Source organism: Pseudomonas sp. PsB (assembly GCF_043658375.1).
In the GTDB taxonomy this organism is placed as follows: domain Bacteria; phylum Pseudomonadota; class Gammaproteobacteria; order Pseudomonadales; family Pseudomonadaceae; genus Aquipseudomonas; species Aquipseudomonas putida_Z.
The window spans coordinates 285,416-302,060 of the sequence record NZ_JBIGLU010000003.1; the positions used below are offsets into that span (position 1 = coordinate 285,416).

The 16,645-nt window shown below is 58.2% G+C and carries 15 protein-coding genes and 1 pseudogene; 11 read left to right on the forward strand and 5 right to left on the reverse strand.

The window, feature by feature from the left end; all coding sequences use genetic code 11:
• Positions 1-308: 308 nt before the first annotated feature.
• The 8 genes and pseudogenes from ACGLHT_RS07535 to ACGLHT_RS07570 form a co-directional block, all read left to right on the forward strand.
• Positions 309-590: pseudogene (locus tag ACGLHT_RS07535) on the forward strand (group II intron reverse transcriptase/maturase); the annotation flags it as partial.
• Positions 591-819: 229 nt separating this feature from the next.
• Positions 820-3,585 (forward strand): DNA methyltransferase, encoded by a 2,766-nt coding sequence (locus ACGLHT_RS07540; RefSeq protein ID WP_009408476.1) that lies wholly within the window; start codon positions 820-822, stop codon positions 3,583-3,585.
• A gap of 58 nt (positions 3,586-3,643) precedes the next feature.
• Positions 3,644-5,710 carry a DEAD/DEAH box helicase gene (locus ACGLHT_RS07545; RefSeq protein WP_009408478.1) on the forward strand — a complete coding sequence of 689 codons (2,067 nt, stop codon included), beginning with the start codon at positions 3,644-3,646 and terminating at the stop codon, positions 5,708-5,710.
• Positions 5,703-6,887 (forward strand): GIY-YIG nuclease family protein, encoded by a 1,185-nt coding sequence (locus ACGLHT_RS07550; RefSeq protein ID WP_009408480.1) that lies wholly within the window; start codon positions 5,703-5,705, stop codon positions 6,885-6,887. Before ACGLHT_RS07545 ends, ACGLHT_RS07550 begins: the two co-directional genes overlap by 8 nt.
• Before the next feature lie 408 nt (positions 6,888-7,295).
• Entirely contained in the window at positions 7,296-7,673 is a 378-nt protein-coding gene (tnpA, locus tag ACGLHT_RS07555) for an IS66-like element accessory protein TnpA (protein WP_177342688.1), read from the forward strand.
• Positions 7,670-8,014, forward strand: coding sequence for an IS66 family insertion sequence element accessory protein TnpB (gene tnpB, locus ACGLHT_RS07560; protein ID WP_003291615.1), 345 nt, complete (start codon positions 7,670-7,672; stop codon positions 8,012-8,014). Before tnpA ends, tnpB begins: the two co-directional genes overlap by 4 nt.
• 35 nt (positions 8,015-8,049) lie before the next feature.
• Positions 8,050-9,558 (forward strand): IS66 family transposase, encoded by a 1,509-nt coding sequence (gene tnpC / locus ACGLHT_RS07565; protein ID WP_009408487.1) that lies wholly within the window; start codon positions 8,050-8,052, stop codon positions 9,556-9,558.
• A gap of 3 nt (positions 9,559-9,561) precedes the next feature.
• Entirely contained in the window at positions 9,562-10,140 is a 579-nt protein-coding gene (locus ACGLHT_RS07570) for a plasmid pRiA4b ORF-3 family protein (RefSeq protein ID WP_003291613.1), read from the forward strand.
• Positions 10,141-10,423: 283 nt separating this feature from the next.
• On the opposite strand, the gene ACGLHT_RS07575 is transcribed toward ACGLHT_RS07570, so the two are convergent.
• The 4 genes from ACGLHT_RS07575 to ACGLHT_RS07590 form a co-directional block, all read right to left on the reverse strand.
• Positions 10,424-10,600 (reverse strand): hypothetical protein, encoded by a 177-nt coding sequence (locus ACGLHT_RS07575; protein ID WP_009408489.1) that lies wholly within the window; start codon positions 10,598-10,600, stop codon positions 10,424-10,426.
• Between the two features lie 9 nt (positions 10,601-10,609).
• A complete protein-coding gene (gene radC, locus ACGLHT_RS07580) occupies positions 10,610-11,107 on the reverse strand; it encodes a DNA repair protein RadC (protein ID WP_009408491.1) in 498 nt (165 codons plus the stop codon).
• On the reverse strand, positions 11,079-12,029 hold the full coding sequence (locus ACGLHT_RS07585) for a hypothetical protein (RefSeq protein WP_009408492.1): 951 nt from the start codon (positions 12,027-12,029) through the stop codon (positions 11,079-11,081). The genes radC and ACGLHT_RS07585 overlap by 29 nt, the downstream gene beginning before the upstream one ends.
• 94 nt (positions 12,030-12,123) lie before the next feature.
• Entirely contained in the window at positions 12,124-13,128 is a 1,005-nt protein-coding gene (locus ACGLHT_RS07590; RefSeq protein ID WP_009408494.1) for a YqaJ viral recombinase family protein, read from the reverse strand.
• Positions 13,129-13,284: 156 nt separating this feature from the next.
• Between ACGLHT_RS07590 and vapB the strand changes: the two genes are divergently transcribed.
• Both vapB and vapC read left to right on the forward strand, forming a co-directional pair.
• Positions 13,285-13,515 (forward strand): type II toxin-antitoxin system VapB family antitoxin, encoded by a 231-nt coding sequence (vapB, locus tag ACGLHT_RS07595; protein ID WP_003285520.1) that lies wholly within the window; start codon positions 13,285-13,287, stop codon positions 13,513-13,515.
• Positions 13,515-13,919 carry a tRNA(fMet)-specific endonuclease VapC gene (vapC, locus tag ACGLHT_RS07600; protein WP_009408500.1) on the forward strand — a complete coding sequence of 135 codons (405 nt, stop codon included), beginning with the start codon at positions 13,515-13,517 and terminating at the stop codon, positions 13,917-13,919. The genes vapB and vapC overlap by 1 nt, the downstream gene beginning before the upstream one ends.
• An 86-nt stretch (positions 13,920-14,005) precedes the next feature.
• Here vapC and ACGLHT_RS07605 read toward each other — a convergent pair whose 3' ends face one another.
• Positions 14,006-14,974: a DUF932 domain-containing protein gene (locus ACGLHT_RS07605; RefSeq protein ID WP_009408501.1), complete on the reverse strand. Its 969-nt coding sequence runs from the start codon at positions 14,972-14,974 to the stop codon at positions 14,006-14,008.
• A gap of 1,068 nt (positions 14,975-16,042) precedes the next feature.
• Here ACGLHT_RS07605 and ACGLHT_RS07610 point away from each other — a divergent pair.
• Positions 16,043-16,636, forward strand: a complete 594-nt coding sequence (locus ACGLHT_RS07610) for an aminodeoxychorismate/anthranilate synthase component II (protein WP_003259809.1) — start codon at positions 16,043-16,045, stop codon at positions 16,634-16,636.
• Positions 16,637-16,645: the final 9 nt, after the last annotated feature.

Consider the following 16,645-nt stretch of genomic DNA (forward strand, 5'->3'; position numbering starts at 1 on the left):
AAGGGTGTCGCGGGTGACTGCGAATCTGAAGGAAGCCCGAGGCAAAATGCTGGCCTGACGAACAGGAAGCGGATAGAGGCGGCACAGCGGGGTAAGGCGGCCCAAATCGTCGAAGCCCAATACTTGCACGGAACGCTGTGACGTAAATCCGACAGGCATAAGCAGGAAGGTCACGCGAATTACCCTGGGAGATCTGCACACCTGCCTTTGTGCTACCGAGCGTCGAGAGGCGACGGGATGGGCGTGCAGAAGTCAGCCGAGGCCGTAGTAAGTGGCGGTTAACCACGCTACCAAGGGCCGAACAGGTTATGCCGCCAGTAGGCGTCACTGTCTCGTTGGTAGCCGTAATGCAGAAATTTCCCACAGCGGAAACTATCATCCTGAGTCCCGGCCAGAAGCCGAGGATGATGCCTGACAGTGCAAAGGTATCGATGGCGTCAGTGGCGTGGACGAGCGCGGAGTCGGGCACGCTGATGGAGCGGGTGCTTGCACCGGCCAACCTCAGGCGTGCGTATCAACGCGTAGTCAGCAACAAGGGGGCGCCGGGTGCCGATGGCATGACGGTGGCCGACTTGGCGGGCCACGTGAAACTTTGCCTTGGTTATCCAATAATCAGCGACTGAAAAGCGGGCTTTTCGGCATCCCTAAGCCGCCCATTTCCGACTGATGAGCAACTTGTTCGGAGTTTCCTTAGGGGCGCCGGCTTGGATCTTTTTCACATGCCAATGCTCGTTCCTTTATCATCCATGCACTTTGCATGGATGGTGGGCCTAGAGGCCCCCTTTGCCGCCTTGGCAGCAGTGATCGGAACAGCCCTATATGAACGCCGTAGAAATCGAACAAGCCATCACCGACCTGGCCAGTCAGCCGTTTGACCGGGTCGAGTTCCCTTATGCCTTCCTGCAGGCTTTCGGTAATAAGGAAACCACCCTCAAGCGCCTGCGTTCGGGCGCAACCAATAAGTCTGATCTGGGCGGTGTGCTGCAAACCAGCAATATCCATCTGGCGGTGTGTGAGCCGGGCAAGGTCACCGAAACCCTGGCGGCGCTCAAGGCCAGCCCTGCCACGGCCCGTGCCAAGGCTAAGTACGTGCTCGCTACCGATGGCGAGACGCTGGAAGCCGCGGAGCTGGAAAGCGGCGAGACGGTAGCCTGCGACTACCCGCAGTTCCCTGACCACTTCGGATTTTTCCTGCCGCTGGCAGGCATTTCCACGGTCAAGCAGATCCGCGAGAACTCCTTTGACATCCGTGCGACCAGTCGGCTGAACCGGCTTTATGTGGAGCTGCTCAAGGACAACCCTGCTTGGGGCACCGCTGAGCGTCGCCATGAGATGAACCATTTCATGGCGCGGCTGATCTTCTGCTTCTTCGCTGAAGACACCGACATTTTCAACGGCACCGGCCTGTTCACGAATACCCTCACGCAGATGAGTGACCGCGATTCCAGCAATCTGCATGAGGTTATGGGCGAGATCTTCCGCGCCATGAACACACCGATTGCGCAGCGCGCTTCGGCCAATCTGCCGCGCTGGGCGGATGCTTTTCCCTACGTTAACGGTGGCCTGTTCTCTGGTGAGCCAGACGTGCCGCGCTTTTCCAAGATCGCCCGCAGTTATCTGCTGCATATTGGCGCGCTGGATTGGAAGCAGATCAATCCAGATATCTTCGGCTCCATGATCCAGGCCGTGGCCGACGACGAAGAGCGCGGCGCCTTGGGCATGCACTACACCAGCGTGCCCAATATCCTCAAGGTGCTAAACCCGCTGTTTCTCGATGAACTGCGTGCCAAGCTGGAGGAGGCAGGCGATAACCCTCGCATGTTGCTCAATCTACGCAAGCGCCTGGCACGCATTCGTGTTTTCGATCCTGCCTGCGGCTCGGGCAACTTCTTGGTCATTGCCTACAAGCAACTGCGTGAGATTGAAAACACCCTCAATGAGCGCCGTGGGGAGCCTGGACGCAAAAGCGATATTCCTCTGACAAATTTTCGCGGTATCGAGCTGAGGGACTTTTCTGCCGAAATCGCACGCTTGGCTCTGATCATTGCCGAGTATCAGTGCGATGTGCTCTATCGTGGTCAGAAGGAGGCTCTTCTGGAGTTTCTGCCACTGAGCAACCAGAACTGGATTACCTGTGGAAATGCACTCCGTCTCGACTGGCTTGGCGTTTGTCCGCCGACTGGAACTGGTGTGAAGTTAGTCGGTGATGACCTATTCCAAACACCTCTTGATCAACCTGAGATCGACTTCGAGAACGAGGGGGGAGAGACCTACATTTGCGGGAACCCTCCGTATCTTGGCAGCAAGCGACAAGAAATAGAGCATAAAAAAGATTTAGCACTTGTTTTTGAGATGAGGACTAAGGACTGGAAGCCGCTTGACTATGTTGCGGGCTGGTTTATGAAAGCGGCAGAGTATGCAAAGGCAACCGAATGCTGTTCAGCGTTTGTGGCAACAAATTCAATATGCCAAGGGCAGCAAGTTGCAATCCTGTGGCCGCTCATATTTGGCTCGGGGTCGGAGATAAATTTCGCGCACACTTCATTCAAGTGGAATAATCTGGCGAATAATAATGCTGGCGTGACAGTGGTAATCGTTGGGATAGGTCGCTTAGGCCTAAAAAGAACAAAATATCTCTACAGCGACACAGGTGAGGGGGCGTCCGTAGCCCGTAGAGTAGATAATATAAATCCATATCTGGTGCCAGGTGATGTCACCATAATTGAAGCTCGAAGAACACAAATATGTGGCCTTCCGGATTTCGACCGAGGAAACTCTCCTACAGATGGCGGCAATCTACTACTAGAGCCTCAGGAGCTAGAAGCATTGCAGCTCACGCCAGAGCAGCGAGATCGCTTTGTTCGTCCTTTTGTGGGCTCAATGGAGTTAATTCGTGGCCTGTCTAGATTCTGCCTTTGGATTGATGACGCCGAAGAATCTGAAGCAAAAGCTGTTCGCTCAATTGCAGAACGTATTGAGAGGGTCGCCGAGTTTAGGCGTAGTAGTAGCAAAAAATCCACTGTGGCGGCTGCGGCCTGGGCACATAGATTTGATGAAAGAAAGCCACTGCCAACTAGTCCGATAATTTGTGTGCCAGTAACCAGCTCGGAGAATAGAGAGTACCTGCCAGTTGGGCTGCTTAAAGAGGGGACTGCAATATCAAATTCTTCTTTTGGAATGGTTTCAAATAGCATTTGGGTGTTGTCTATTATTGCTTCGCGCATGGCGTTAGTCTGGGTGGCAACTGTTTGCTCAAGAATGAGGACGGATTATCGTTTCACGAACACGCTGGCTTGGAATACTTTTCCTGTTCCGACTCTAACCGAGAAAAACAAGGCTGACCTCACTCGCAGCGCCGAAGACATCCTTCTGGCCCGCGAAGCTCATTTTCCAGCCACCATTGCTGATCTCTACGACCCAGAGACCATGCCGGACAATCTGCGTGCAGCCCATGAGCGCAACGACGAAGTGTTGGAGCGCATCTATATCGGTCGCCGCTTCAAGAATGATACCGAGCGTCTGGAAAAACTGTTCGAGCTGTATACCGAAATGACGGCTAACCAGAAGCCGCGGAAGGCCAAGTGATGTATGACCTTATCCCTATTGAACACGCGGGCATGAAGCCCTGAATGGAAGCGTAGCCATGACCCAAACCGTTCCTTCCGTTTCCGTCTCCTATGCCCAGAACGGACGCTCTACCAAAGCCAACGAGCTTGGCATGCGTCCTATGCAGGAGCGCGTCTTCGAGCGACGTGGTGAGCAGTACCTGCTGATCAAGTCGCCACCTGCGTCCGGTAAAAGCCGGGCCTTGATGTTCATTGCTCTGGACAAGCTGGCGCACCAGCGCATCAAGCAGGCCATCATCGTGGTGCCGGAAAAATCCATTGGTTCGAGCTTTCACGATGAGCCGCTGAGCCGCCACGGTTTCTGGGCCGACTGGCATGTGGAGCCGCGTTGGAACCTGTGCGATGCCCCCGGCACCGACGAGGGCGGTAAGGTCAATGCAGTGGGAACGTTTCTGGAAAGCAGCGACCAGGTGCTGGTTTGTACCCATGCCACTTTCCGTTTTGCGGTGGAAAAATTCGGGGTGGTCGCGTTCGATGACCGTTTGATCGCCGTGGACGAGTTTCACCACGTTTCCGCCAACCCGGAGAACAGGCTGGGTACGTACCTGGGCCAACTGATCGCCCGCGACAAGGTGCACATCGTGGCGATGACTGGCTCCTACTTCCGTGGCGATGCCGAGGCTGTGCTGTCACCCGCTGACGAAGCTCGCTTCGACACCGTGACCTACACCTACTACGAGCAGCTCAACGGCTATGAGCACCTGAAGAAGTTGGATATTGGTTACTACTTCTACTCAGGTGCTTACTCCGACGACATCCTCAAAGTCCTCGACCCGAACGAAAAGACTATCCTCCACATCCCCAACGTGAACTCCCGCGAGAGCACCAAGGACAAGATTCGCGAGGTGGAGCACATCATCGAAGAGTTGGGCGAGTGGCAGGGCACCGACCCGGTGACGGGCTTCCAGCTGGTGAAGACCGCCGATGGGCGTGTACTGCGTATTGCTGACCTGGTGGATGACGACCCGGCCAAGCGCGATAAAGTTTCGGCTGCCTTGAAAGACCCGACTCAGAAGAACAACCGCGATCATGTCGATATCATCATCGCGCTGGGCATGGCCAAAGAGGGCTTCGACTGGATCTGGTGCGAGCACGCCCTCACAGTCGGCTACCGTTCCAGCCTGACCGAGATTGTGCAGATTATCGGGAGGGCGACACGCGATGCACCCGGCAAGGCGCGGGCACGTTTTACCAACCTGATCGCTGAGCCGGATGCCAGCGAGAAGGTGGTGACCGAGGCGGTGAACGATACGCTCAAGGCGATTGCCGCCAGCCTACTGATGGAGCAGGTTTTGGCCCCGCGTTTCGAGTTCAAGCCGAAGACTCCCACCTCTGGGCCGCAGGAGGGCTTTGACTACGGTGATGCGGGTTATCAGCCTGACAAGTGCAACGTGGGTTTCAACCATGAAACCGGGCAGCTGCAGATCGAGATCAAAGGTCTGGCCGAACCCAAGAGCCCTGAGGCCAGCCGTATTTGCCAGGAAGACCTGAACGAGGTGATTGCCAGCTTCGTTCAGGACAAGACCAACATCGAGCGCGGCCTGTTCGATGAGGAGCTGGTTCCCGAAGAACTGACCCAGCTGCGCCTGGGTAAGATCATCCGCGACAAGTACCCCGAACTGGATGCCGAGGATCACGAGGCCGTTCGCCAGCACGCCATTGCTGCACTGAACTTGGCTCAGCAAGCCAAGCAACTGGTGCTGGGTGATGATCTGCAAGGGACCGTCACTGGAGCAAATAGCGCCCCGAGCACTGCCCTGATTGATGGCGTGCGCAAGTTCGCGATGGATGTGCGTGAGCTGGATATCGACCTGATCGACCGGATCAACCCGTTCAGCGAGGCCTACGCCATTCTCGCAAAGACCATGAGCGAGGAAAGTCTCAAGCAGGTTGCGGCAGTGATTGGTGCCAAACGCACTCGCCTGACGCCTGAAGAGGCCAAAGACCTTGCTGTGCGGGCTGTAAAATTCAAGAAAGATCATGGCCGGGTACCTTCCCTGACTGCTCAAGACCCATGGGAGCGGAGCATGGCGGAAGGCGCTGCCGCCTTTATGCGTTTCAAGAAAGAGGGCCGTTATGGCTAACGAATTTGATCTGGATGAGCTGGAAGCGGAGCTTTCCGATTTCGCCGCTTCAGGCAAGAAGACCGGCCGCACTCCTCGCGAGGAGCGCATCATTGCCGGCTTCGAAGACATTCAGCGTTTTGTTGAGGAGCACGGCCATGCGCCGCGCCACGGCGATGATAAAGACATCTTCGAGCGCCTGTATGCCGTGCGCCTGGATCGCCTGCGCGATCAGGAAGAATGCCGCACCCTGCTCATGCCTCTCGACCATCAGGGCCTACTGAATGCGTTTGAGGTGCGGGAGCCACAAGGCGACTACACCATGACGGACGACGAACTGTTGGCGGAACTGGCCGGCGACGACGAGGGGGCGGATATTCAGAACCTACGTCATGTTCGCAGCAATGCCGAAAAACGTGAGGCCGAGGAGATTGCACAACGCGAGCGTTGCGAGGACTTTGAGCGGTTCCAGCCGCTGTTTGAGCAAGTGCAGCGCGAGCTGCAGTCGGGCGTTCGAGTTACCCGCACCTTCATCCGGGATGCGAGCATTGAGGAAGGCCAGTTCTTCATTCTCGGTGGGCAGACGGTTTATGTAGCTGAGGTCGGTGAGACCATTAAGGCACCGAATGGTGAAAGCGATGCCCGGCTGAGGGTGATCTACTCCAACGGCACCGAGAGCAATCTACTGCGAAGATCCTTGCAGCGTGCGCTCTACAAGGACGATGCCGGCCGTCGTATTACCGATGCGGATGCCGGCCCGTTGTTTGGCGAAACACTGGAGCCCGACGACATCGAGAGTGGCACCATTTACGTGCTGCGCAGCCACTCAACGCATCCCTTCGTAGCCGAACATCGCGAGCTGATCCACAAGATCGGCGTCACTGGCGGCAAGGTGGAAACACGTATCGCCGGGGCTGACAAGGACGCCACCTACCTGCTGGCAGATGTTGAGGTGGTCGCCACCTACAAGCTGCACAACATCAATCGCACGCGGATGGAAAACCTGTTCCACCGCCTGTTCAGCCCTGCCCAGATTGAGCTGACGATCCCTGATCGCTTCGGTAATCCGGTCAAACCCAGGGAGTGGTTTCTGGTACCGCTGCACGTTATCAACGAGGCTGTGGAGCGTATTCGCGACGGCTCGATCGCTGGAGTGATTTACGATCCAAAGTCGGCATCGTTGCGAAGTGCCGGCTGAACCGAGCATTTTTCGTGAACATTCGTTCCCTGCAAGCCCGCTGGATGCAACGCAGGGAGACTCAATCTCATCGGCTGCTAATTGATCGGTCCTTGGGGCAGATTTGGTAGAGTCACTTCTTCAACTGAAGGAGTGCTTTACATGGGATTCTATATCGAGTGCTACCGTGGGGCTGAGATTGAGCATGCTGGGAAGACCAGCACGATCAGCCCCGGAGAGATTCAGCAGGTCGTTGAGGATACGACGCAGGTGTCAGCGCCTGTGCAAAAAGGTGCTGACGAAGTGCGTCGAGCTACTTTCGCTGCGACTACAGCCCAAGGGGAATTGTAAGCGTCCGCCCTGCACCCACTGCCTGCCCTAGCCTCGAATAGCCACAATGGTGCCCACCATTTTTTAGTGGACACCATTGTGGATACGCCCCCCTCTACTCCTCGCGGCAGTCGCCGCCCCAACTTTTCGGTGGAGTTCAAGCGTCGTGTCGTCGAGGCCACGCTATTGCCCGGCGCATCCGTCGCGTTGATCGCCCGAGAGCATGAGGTCAACGCCAACCTCGTCTTCAAATGGCGCCGTCACTATCGGGAGGGGCAGCTGGGGCCAGTTGCCCACCAGGTTACTTTGTTGCCGGTCAACCTGAGCAAGGCGCCGACGCCCTCAGCGGAAGAGGCAATGCCACTGCCGTCGAGTCCGGGCGGACTGGTTGTGGAGTGCGGTCGGGTCACCTTGCGCATTGAGGGCGTGCCCGACCCGCAAACCTTGCAACTGGTCTTGCAGCAGGTGTTGCGATGATTGCCCCGCCCATCGGGACTCGCATCTGGATCGTGGCTGGAGCCACCGACATGCGGCGGGGGTTCGATGGCCTGGCGGCCCTGGTGCAAACCCAACTTGAGGCGGATCCGTTCTCCGGCCAGATCTTCGTGTTTCGGGGACGGCGCGGTGACCGGATCAAATTGCTGTGGTGGGATGGCGATGGCTTGTGCCTGTTCTGCAAGCGGCTTGAACAGGGGCGCTTCGTCTGGCCGCAAGCCACCAGCGGCAGCGTCTCCTTGACGACGGCACAACTCGCGATGCTGTTGGAGGGCATCGATTGGCGCCGACCGCTGCGCACCGCACCGGTACGAGCAGTCTGATGTTCAACGCTTGAGAACACCAGTAACATCGCGCCATGACTTGCGCGACCGACTTCCTTCCTGACGACATCCAGGCCTTGAAAGCCTTGGTTACCGCCCAGCGCGGGGAAATCGAGCACCTGAAACTGATGATCGCCAAGCTGCGGCGCATGCAGTTCGGTCGGCGTTCCGAGCAACTCGATGGCATGCTCGACCAACTGCAACTGACGCTCGAAGAGTTGCAGGTCAGCCAGGCCGCATTGGCCTCGCCACCACCAGCCCAATCGCGCCCACGTACACCCGTACGCCGCAAGCCATTGCCCGAGCATTTGCCCCGTGAAATCCACGTCCATCGACCCGATGCGCAGTGCCCAGGCTGTGGCGGCGAACTTCGTCATCTGGGCGATGACGTGGCCGAAGTTCTGGAGTACGTGCCGGCGCGCTTCAAGGTGATTCGCCACGTGCGGCCCAAGTTGGCCTGCCGCTGCTGTGACGGGATCGTGCAGGTGCCGGCCCCGAGCCGACCGATTTCCCGGGGTCTTGCCGGGCCGGGATTGTTGGCCCATGTGCTGGTGTCCAAATACGTGGATCATCTGCCGCTGTATCGGCAGTCCGAAATCTATGCGCGTGAGGGCGTGTCCCTAGAGCGCTCGACCATGGCCGACTGGATCGGCGAAGCGAGCCGGCTCTTGCAGCCATTGGTCAGCCGGTTGCGACAGCACATCATGGCCGCCAACAAAGTCCACGCCGACGACACGCCGATCGCCGTGCTCGCCCCCGGCCAGGGTAAAACCAAGACCGGACGCTTGTGGACGTATGTGCGCGACGAGCGCCCCGCAGGTAGTAGCACGCCGCCGGCGGTCTGGTTTGCCTACTCGCCGGATCGCAAAGGCGAGCACCCCCGAGCCCATCTCCGGGGCTTCGCCGGGACGTTGCAAGCCGATGGCTATGCCGGTTTCGCGCAACTCTATGCCTCGGGCACGATTCACGAGGCGGCATGCTGGGCACATGCTCGACGCAAGTTTTTCGACCTGCACAAGGCACTGGCCTCGCCGATTGCGGCTGAGGCCCTGCAACGGATTGGCGCGCTATACGCCATCGAGGCGGAAATTCGCGGACAGCCGCCCGATCAACGACGCGCAGTGTGGCAGCGGCGAGCCAGCCCGCTGCTGGCGCACATGCACATCTGGCTTAATCACACGCTGACGCAATTGCCGCCCAAATCGGCATTGAGCGGTGCGATCCACTATGCCCTCGCACGTTGGCAGGCGCTGACGCGCTACTGCGCGGATGGCCGCATTGAAATCGACAACAATGCCGCCGAACGGGCCCTGCGTGCAGTCGCCCTGGGTCGCAAGAATTTTCTGTTCGCCGGTTCCGACGCAGGCGGAGAAAGAGCGGCGGCGATCTACAGCCTGGTCGGTTCAGCCAAGCTCAACGCATTGAACCCACAGGCTTATTTGACGCACGTGCTGGAGCGCATCGCCGACTACCCAATCAATCAGCTCGACGACTTGCTGCCCTGGAATATTGCTCTGCCTACCCTAGAACATGAGGCCGCTTGACCCATGCCCAACGTCACCCGTTTGCCCAAGCCGGCGAACGACCGTCTCCTGCAACTGCACATCGAACTGACGTGGATAAAACCCGCCATCTGGCGCCGGGTCGCCGTGCCCGAGCGCATCACCCTGAGCAAACTGCACCAGGTTATTCAGGCGGTGATGGGCTGGAGTGACACCCATCTTCATGAGTTTGAAATCGCTGGCGAAAGCTACGGTATTCCCGATCCCGACTGGGGCCCTCCGGTCGTTTCGGAACAGCGCAAGACGCTGACAAAGGTGCTGTATGGGTCGAAGGCGTTTCGTTACGTCTATGACTTTGGCGACAACTGGGAGCACCGGATCAAGATCGAGCGGCTGTTGCCGGCCATTGCGTGCCCGCATGTGCTGTATTGCATCGACGGCGCCAATGCCAGCCCGCCGGAGGATGTCGGCGGTGCACCGGGTTACGCGGATTTTCTGGACGCGCTTGCCGACCCCGAACATCCCGAATACTTGGACATGCTCGACTGGTACGGCGATACCTTCGATCCCACGGCATTTGACCGCGACGACATCAATCAGCGTCTGAAGCGGATTAAAGTCTGAGGGTCAAGACGGTAGAGAGCGGACGCTTACGGGGAATTCACTTGGCACGTATTCTTCAGTACCGGTGACGCCGATGACTGCGTGGATGACGTTGCGCTTGTCAGTGCGCCGTCGGATGTAGTCGTCCAGGTGAACCCTGAGTTTAGGATCAGGGACGCGGATAGCTGAGTCCCTCTGGGATTAGGCTGATTAGCAAGCGCGCTTCGGGCCTTATCAGCAGACACAAAAAATAAAGGATGTCCCACCCTCAGCGGAGCGGGACATCCGTTTCCACTGACGTCAGTCACTTGCTTGATGGTGCTGCCTGCAGTCGACAGAAGATCCAGCACGCCAGTACCACCGCTATCAGCAGTGGTGGAAAGCGCACCATCATAATCACCAGCAGCAACATTGCCAGACAGCCAGCTAGGATGCCGGCAAAGACAAATACAGCTGCGAAGGTGCGTAGTAGTAGCTTCATCGTGTCTCCTTACAGACAGCCCTGTTCTGCCAATGATGTACAACCTTCATGCCCTACCACGATGTGGTCGAGCGTTCTGACTCCGACCAGGCTCAGTGCGTCCTTCAGCTTGCTGGTCAAGATACGGTCGGCCTGGCTGGGCTCGGGATCACCTGAGGGGTGGTTGTGCACCAGGATCATTGCGGCGGCGTTGTGCTCCAGTGCGATTTTCACGATCTCCCTGGGGTAGACACTGGCTCCGTCCAGGGTGCCGCGAAACACTTCCTCAAACGCAATCACTCGGTGTTGGCTATCGAGCATGAGCAGGGCGAACACCTCATGCTCGTATCCGGCCAGCAGTGCCTGCAGGTGGCTGAACACTTCCTTTGGTGAGGTCAGTGCTCGCCCCCGGCGCAGCCGCAGATTCGCCAACTGCCGTGCCATCAGCATGATGTCGGTTTCCGTAACCGGTGACTCGACCAGATAGGTGCCGGTCGTGTCACTGGCTTTCAGCTTGTGCAGGCGCATGACGGCCTCCTTGGTCTTGATCAGTTGGCGAGTTTTGACGCGCAGCTTGTGCCTCAAGCTTTTCAGCCAGGCTGGGTTTGGTGGGATTGGGTGGAGAGGTAGTTGCTGCAGCCGGTGCTTCACCCTCGGTGTAGAACTCTTCCACGATGGCGCTGACATCCTCCTCGCTGTCCTCAAAGGCTCCGTTGCCGAAGCCACGCCGTGCTGCCTCATCCAAAGCCGCCTGATTGAAGCCAGTAGCCTGTCGCCGTGAATCGAGTTCAGTAGCCGTCACCAGCGCCTCGGCCATATCCATGCCTCCGCGCACCGTCAGATCGGCGTAGAAGATCGGCGTGCCGTGGCTCTGCCGAGTCGACTTGCCACGCAGGCGCAGTTCCAGCGGCAGACAGGCCAGGCGGTTACCCGAGATGGCCTGGAAGTAATGCAGGCGAGCAGCCAGGGTGCGGATGCTGTTGAAACCCGTGGTGCGGAACACAAAACTGCCCAGCGGATCTTCATCGCCAATGACCACGTTCAGTCGCCCATAGGGCTTGCAGGCACCGCCCTTGGCCAGTGGACAGGCATCCGGCGAAGGGCAGGGCAGCGACTGCATGCCGTCCTGAGTGACCCGCTTGCAGGTTTCACCATTGCCCACGCAGATTGGGCGTCCGGACTGTCGGTCGAACAGCGTGTAGTCCGCCCGGAAATTCAGCTCGGGCTCGTTGAACAGCAGCCGTACCGGAATGCTGCGCAGCTTGTCGTCCTTACCGTGGCGCAGCTCGTCGTTGAGCGGGTGCAGCAGCCAGCCGTCCTTGCCTTGCACCTGGGAAGTGATGGTGAACTGGTCATCCTTTTCCGGCAGCCGTTTACCGTTCTTCTCGATGACCTTGCCGATTGAAATCCGCCCGAGCACCGGCGGAGTGATAGCCAGACCTTTGAGCATGGTGAGTCTCCTGGAAGTGAAAAAAAAGGCCAGCCACGCAGCGCGACCTGCATGGACTGGCCAAGGGGGAGGGAAGGGTTGGAGAAGTTGGGTTTCAGCCGACCAAGAAGCGCCGTGCACCCGGTTTCAGCAGCGGGTACTTGGCCTGCAGGTAGGGCTTGTCTTTGAGCAGTTGAGCGACATCGAGGCCGATGCTGTCCTTGGCCTTGCGCCAGCTGACATAGCCGCTGGAAAACTCTGCCCGACTGGCATCGCCCATGGCCTGCTGCAGCATCTGCTTGAGCTCGGCCTCACGCTTTTCCTTGTCGGCAATCGACTGGCGAACGGCCTTCAGTTCAATGAAGGCTGCGGCCAGCCCGGCATGGCCACTAAAGTCGACGACCTGACCGTTGTCATCCGGATAGAGGCAGCGCAGGGCCGATTCAGCGGAAGCCGTGCCATCAGCCGGTGGCGGTGTGTCGGTTTCAACGTAGTGCCAGAACTTGCGCTCCAGCTCGACCAAGCGAGCGATCATCTGCTCATCCCGTTCGATGCGGTGGATCTCCAGTGTCTGACCACCCAGCAGTACCGCTACATCCGCCGCCTGCTTGCCGGTGACGGCGAGCTGGTGCATCACCTGCAACTGCACATACTCAGGCACGCCCTCTTTCCAGAGGCGTGCCCCGTTTATGCCGGCTGTCTTGCATTCGAGGATCTGCACGTCGTCAGCCCCGATCACCTCGCGGTCGATGTTGGCCAGCATCCAAGGCTGCTCCGGATTCGGGTGCTGCAGTACAGCATTGATGCGCCGTACTTTGTTCTTAGTGCGCTTGCTGTAGTGCCAGGCCACGATGGGCTCCAGGACGTTACCCCAGTACATCGGGCTTTCCTCATCGTGCGGATCAGCCTTGGGCATGCTGGCATCCCGTCCGGTTTTCTCCAGCCACAGCTCCAACTGCGATTTATAGGGATTCAGTCCTACTGCTGCGGCAGCATCCGAGCTGCCAATGCCTTGCTTGCGGATCTGCAGCCAGTCCTCGCGGGGCAATTCCTTGGTGCTGATCAGACGTAGGGCAGGGCGGGGTTTGCTGGGGCTGCGATTCAATGAAGTGGCTTTCATCATGTTTCTCCTGCAGGCATAAAAACGCCCAGCCAGCACAAGGCTGACCGGGCGTTTATGGTGGTAGGTGGATGGCTAGTTTGGGATATGCCGTTGACATATCCCGCTTGATTGGCACAATGGGCTATACGCAAGGTATATCCCCAGGAGGTTTCCATGGAGCAAGGTGCAGTTTTTCAGAGCAACCGCAGTCAGGCGGTGCGTTTGCCCAAGGCGGTTGCGCTGCCTGAGGATGTGAAGCGGGTGGATGTAGTGGTAGTTGGTCGAGCCCGAATCATCACGCCGGCAGGTGAGGCCTGGGACGTCTGGTTCGATGGCGAAGGTGTGACCGCTGACTACATGGCGGATCGCGAGCAGCCTGCAGATCAAGAGCGGGATGCGTTCTGATGCTGAAGTACATGCTTGATACCAACATCTGCATTTTCACGATCAAGAATCGTCCTGAGCAGGTGCGGGAAGCCTTCAAGCGCCATTCAGGGCAGCTGAGCATCAGCACTGTCACCCTGATGGAGCTTATTTACGGCGCCGAGAAGTCCGCTAATCCCGAGCGTAATCTGGCGGACGTTGAAGGTTTTGCTGCGCGCCTGGAAGTACTGCCTTACGACGCTCAGGCAGCGGCTCATTCCGGGCAATTGCGAGCTGAGTTGGCTCGTATCGGCAAGCCTATTGGCCCGTATGATCAGATGATTGCAGGACACGCACGTGCCCAGGGACTGATTCTGGTCACGAATAATCTTCGTGAGTTCGAGCGAGTCCCAGGTTTGCGCGTCGAGGATTGGGTGAACGCCTGATTAAGGGCGATCATTTAATGCAGAGCAGCTGAACAACCCCTGATCACCCTTGTGGCGATCAGGGGTTGTGTTTATGCCGCATCAGCTTAAGCGGCGAGCTGCAGCGCTGCGTCCAAGGCGCGTTGCTTGATCTGCGCGCCCTGGCCGAACCAGGCAGAGTCCAATCGATACTCAGTGCTGCGCGCCCGGCGTTCGTGATCGACGTACTCGGTCACGGCATTGAGCAGGCCCCAGGCGGTGCCGCGTGCCGAGTCCAGTTGGCTGCCGCGACCACGGCCTTCGTACAGTTCCTGCACTTTGCGCAGAGCGCGCTCGTTGGGCAGCTGTTCCGGCAAGGCTCCGGTCGGGCTGGTGTCGCACATCACGTTCATAAAGAAGCCCAGTGCCTCATGCCACTGCACCTTGCGTTCAGCCAGGTGGCGCATGCGGTACATGAAGTCGTCCCATTGCGAGACGGCGATACCAAGCTGCTTCTTCACCAGATCGCCATCGAAGCGTGTGCTGTGCGGCACCTTGATCGCACGGCTGGTGCCGTCCAGGGCGATGGTCAACGTGTTGTTGCAGACTACGCGGATGGTGGTGGGCGTTGCCGTGGTGGCCAGAGTTCCGTCACAGGACGTGGCCAGCAGCAAATAGCCATTTACCTGATCATTGCCCTTGAGTGCAGCGCCCTGTCCGGTACGCGCCAGCGCCCAGAACTTGCGCCCGCCCTTGAGCACGCCAGCAGTTTCCAGCTCGTAACCGGAAACCTCGGTCAGATCGCGGTAGAACTCCAGCACCTCACGAGGCTGGACGGTGTGATAACGCTGCGAGACCACTGACAGCGGTGCCTTGGTGTCCGAACGATAGAGCACTTTCTGTTCCTGGAATGAGTGGATCGCGCCCAGGTGGCCGATGGCATCCGACTTGAAGTGCACAGGGCTTTCCAGGATCTGCCAGTCCATCCCGGCTTCGTGTTGCCAGACTTCAATGGGCTGCTTCTGCGTGAGTTGGTTGCCCAGGCCGTGCCACGGGGTGGCGCCAGCGTAAGCCATGGTTTCGATGAGATGTGCCATTGGAAACTCCTTGTCGGTACAAGCGACAGACGGCATAAAGCCTGGCCCGCTATGGGCCAGGCTTTATGCCGTTCAAATATTCGATAGGGGAGGGGTTAGGCGGTGCAGCTGGGGTGTGTTGGATCAGTAATCGTTTTGGGAGAAGGCCAGGCCACAGTGCTGGCATTCGAAGTTGTCGAGCACGCGAGAGTCTATTTCTTCGCCCATTCGCGCCCCAGCCAGGCTGCCGGCGGTGCCGCCCGCCAGGCCTCCCAGGATCGCTCCAGCAAGGCCGCCCAAGGTAATTCCAATCGGCCCTGCGATTGCTCCCAGGGCTGCGCCGCTTTGAGCGCCCGACAAAGCGCCAGCGGCGCCGCTGGCTGTTCCACCAACAGCACCAACTACTCCGCCGAGTTTGCGAGCATGATTACGCGCGACAATGCGCAGAGAACCGCAAGAAGGACAGCAAATAGTCATTTGTTCAGACTCCTGGGTAACTTGACGTCAAGGGAGTGCGGGCACTATCTGCCCGTGCTCACATGAGTAATAAAGGTCTGAATTTTTTTTGAATCGATTTCTGAGGAATATCCGGAAGGCTGGCTGACGCCTTAAAGGAGATATGGGATGAGCAATAGTCCGAAGCGTTTGGGTGTCTGTTCTTTTTGTGACCAATTGGACGATTTGTGACTTATTTGTCGAGATTGGTTCTTGGTGGCTGGGTAAGAAGGTGGGGTGAGGGCAAGCTGAACTTTACTGTGAAGCAGAGTGGCCTCCACAAGTGGTGATCGGTACAGTGTTATTGCATCGAACTGCGCGGTCGGCTACTGTGCCCGGATAGCAACGCGAGATATCTCCGTGAACACCAGTAGTGCCCTCCTGATGCGCGTCATCAAAGCCCTCGCTCGTTGGCGCTGGCGCGGCTGACTTTCTCCTGCCGGCATAGCCGGTTCGTCCTTGTTCGCTCCTGTTTCCCTTGGCTGATGGCCTGACCCCGACCCTGTCCAGTAACAGAAAAAGCGGGTACATATGCGGGTATCAAGGCGGAGTGAATTTATAGAAAGGCAGTAAAAACAAGAGGTTAAGCTTAAAATGCTGCTGATGATCGACAATTACGACTCATTCACTTACAACGTCGTTCAGTACCTTGGCGAGCTGGGTGCCGAGGTAAAGGTCATTCGCAATGACGAAATGACCATCGCCCAGATCGAAGCCCTCAACCCCGAGCGCATCGTCGTATCTCCAGGCCCGTGCACGCCGAGCGAGGCGGGCGTGTCCATCGAGGCCATCCTGCACTTTGCCGGCAAGCTGCCGATCCTAGGCGTATGCCTGGGCCACCAGTCCATCGGCCAGGCCTTTGGTGGTGATGTGGTACGTGCCCGCCAGGTGATGCACGGCAAGACCAGCCCGGTTCACCACCGTGACCTGGGCGTGTTCGCCGGCCTCAACAACCCGTTGACCGTGACCCGTTACCACTCGCTGGTGGTAAAGCGCGAAACCTTGCCCGAGTGCCTGGAAGTGACCGCCTGGACCGCCCATGCTGATGGTTCGGTCGACGAGATCATGGGCCTGCGCCACAAGACGCTGAATATCGAAGGGGTGCAGTTCCACCCCGAGTCGATCCTGACCGAACAGGGCCACGAACTGTTCGCCAACTTCCTCAAGCAGACCGGCGGCCGCCGCTAAGGATCGAAC

What these genes read in the sequence shown, in the direction of transcription:
- ACGLHT_RS07610 (WP_003259809.1), top strand. Translation starts at nt 16,043, where the DNA reads ATGCTGCTGATGATCGACAATTACGACTCATTCACTTACAACGTCGTT.
- tnpB (WP_003291615.1), top strand. Translation starts at nt 7,670, where the DNA reads ATGATTGCCCCGCCCATCGGGACTCGCATCTGGATCGTGGCTGGAGCC.
- ACGLHT_RS07540 (WP_009408476.1), top strand. Translation starts at nt 820, where the DNA reads ATGAACGCCGTAGAAATCGAACAAGCCATCACCGACCTGGCCAGTCAG.
- vapC (WP_009408500.1), top strand. Translation starts at nt 13,515, where the DNA reads ATGCTGAAGTACATGCTTGATACCAACATCTGCATTTTCACGATCAAG.
- ACGLHT_RS07575 (WP_009408489.1), bottom strand. Translation starts at nt 10,600, where the DNA reads ATGAAGCTACTACTACGCACCTTCGCAGCTGTATTTGTCTTTGCCGGC.
- vapB (WP_003285520.1), top strand. Translation starts at nt 13,285, where the DNA reads ATGGAGCAAGGTGCAGTTTTTCAGAGCAACCGCAGTCAGGCGGTGCGT.
- ACGLHT_RS07585 (WP_009408492.1), bottom strand. Translation starts at nt 12,029, where the DNA reads ATGCTCAAAGGTCTGGCTATCACTCCGCCGGTGCTCGGGCGGATTTCA.
- ACGLHT_RS07545 (WP_009408478.1), top strand. Translation starts at nt 3,644, where the DNA reads ATGACCCAAACCGTTCCTTCCGTTTCCGTCTCCTATGCCCAGAACGGA.
- ACGLHT_RS07550 (WP_009408480.1), top strand. Translation starts at nt 5,703, where the DNA reads ATGGCTAACGAATTTGATCTGGATGAGCTGGAAGCGGAGCTTTCCGAT.
- tnpC (WP_009408487.1), top strand. Translation starts at nt 8,050, where the DNA reads ATGACTTGCGCGACCGACTTCCTTCCTGACGACATCCAGGCCTTGAAA.
- ACGLHT_RS07590 (WP_009408494.1), bottom strand. Translation starts at nt 13,128, where the DNA reads ATGAAAGCCACTTCATTGAATCGCAGCCCCAGCAAACCCCGCCCTGCC.
- ACGLHT_RS07605 (WP_009408501.1), bottom strand. Translation starts at nt 14,974, where the DNA reads ATGGCACATCTCATCGAAACCATGGCTTACGCTGGCGCCACCCCGTGG.
- radC (WP_009408491.1), bottom strand. Translation starts at nt 11,107, where the DNA reads ATGCGCCTGCACAAGCTGAAAGCCAGTGACACGACCGGCACCTATCTG.
- ACGLHT_RS07570 (WP_003291613.1), top strand. Translation starts at nt 9,562, where the DNA reads ATGCCCAACGTCACCCGTTTGCCCAAGCCGGCGAACGACCGTCTCCTG.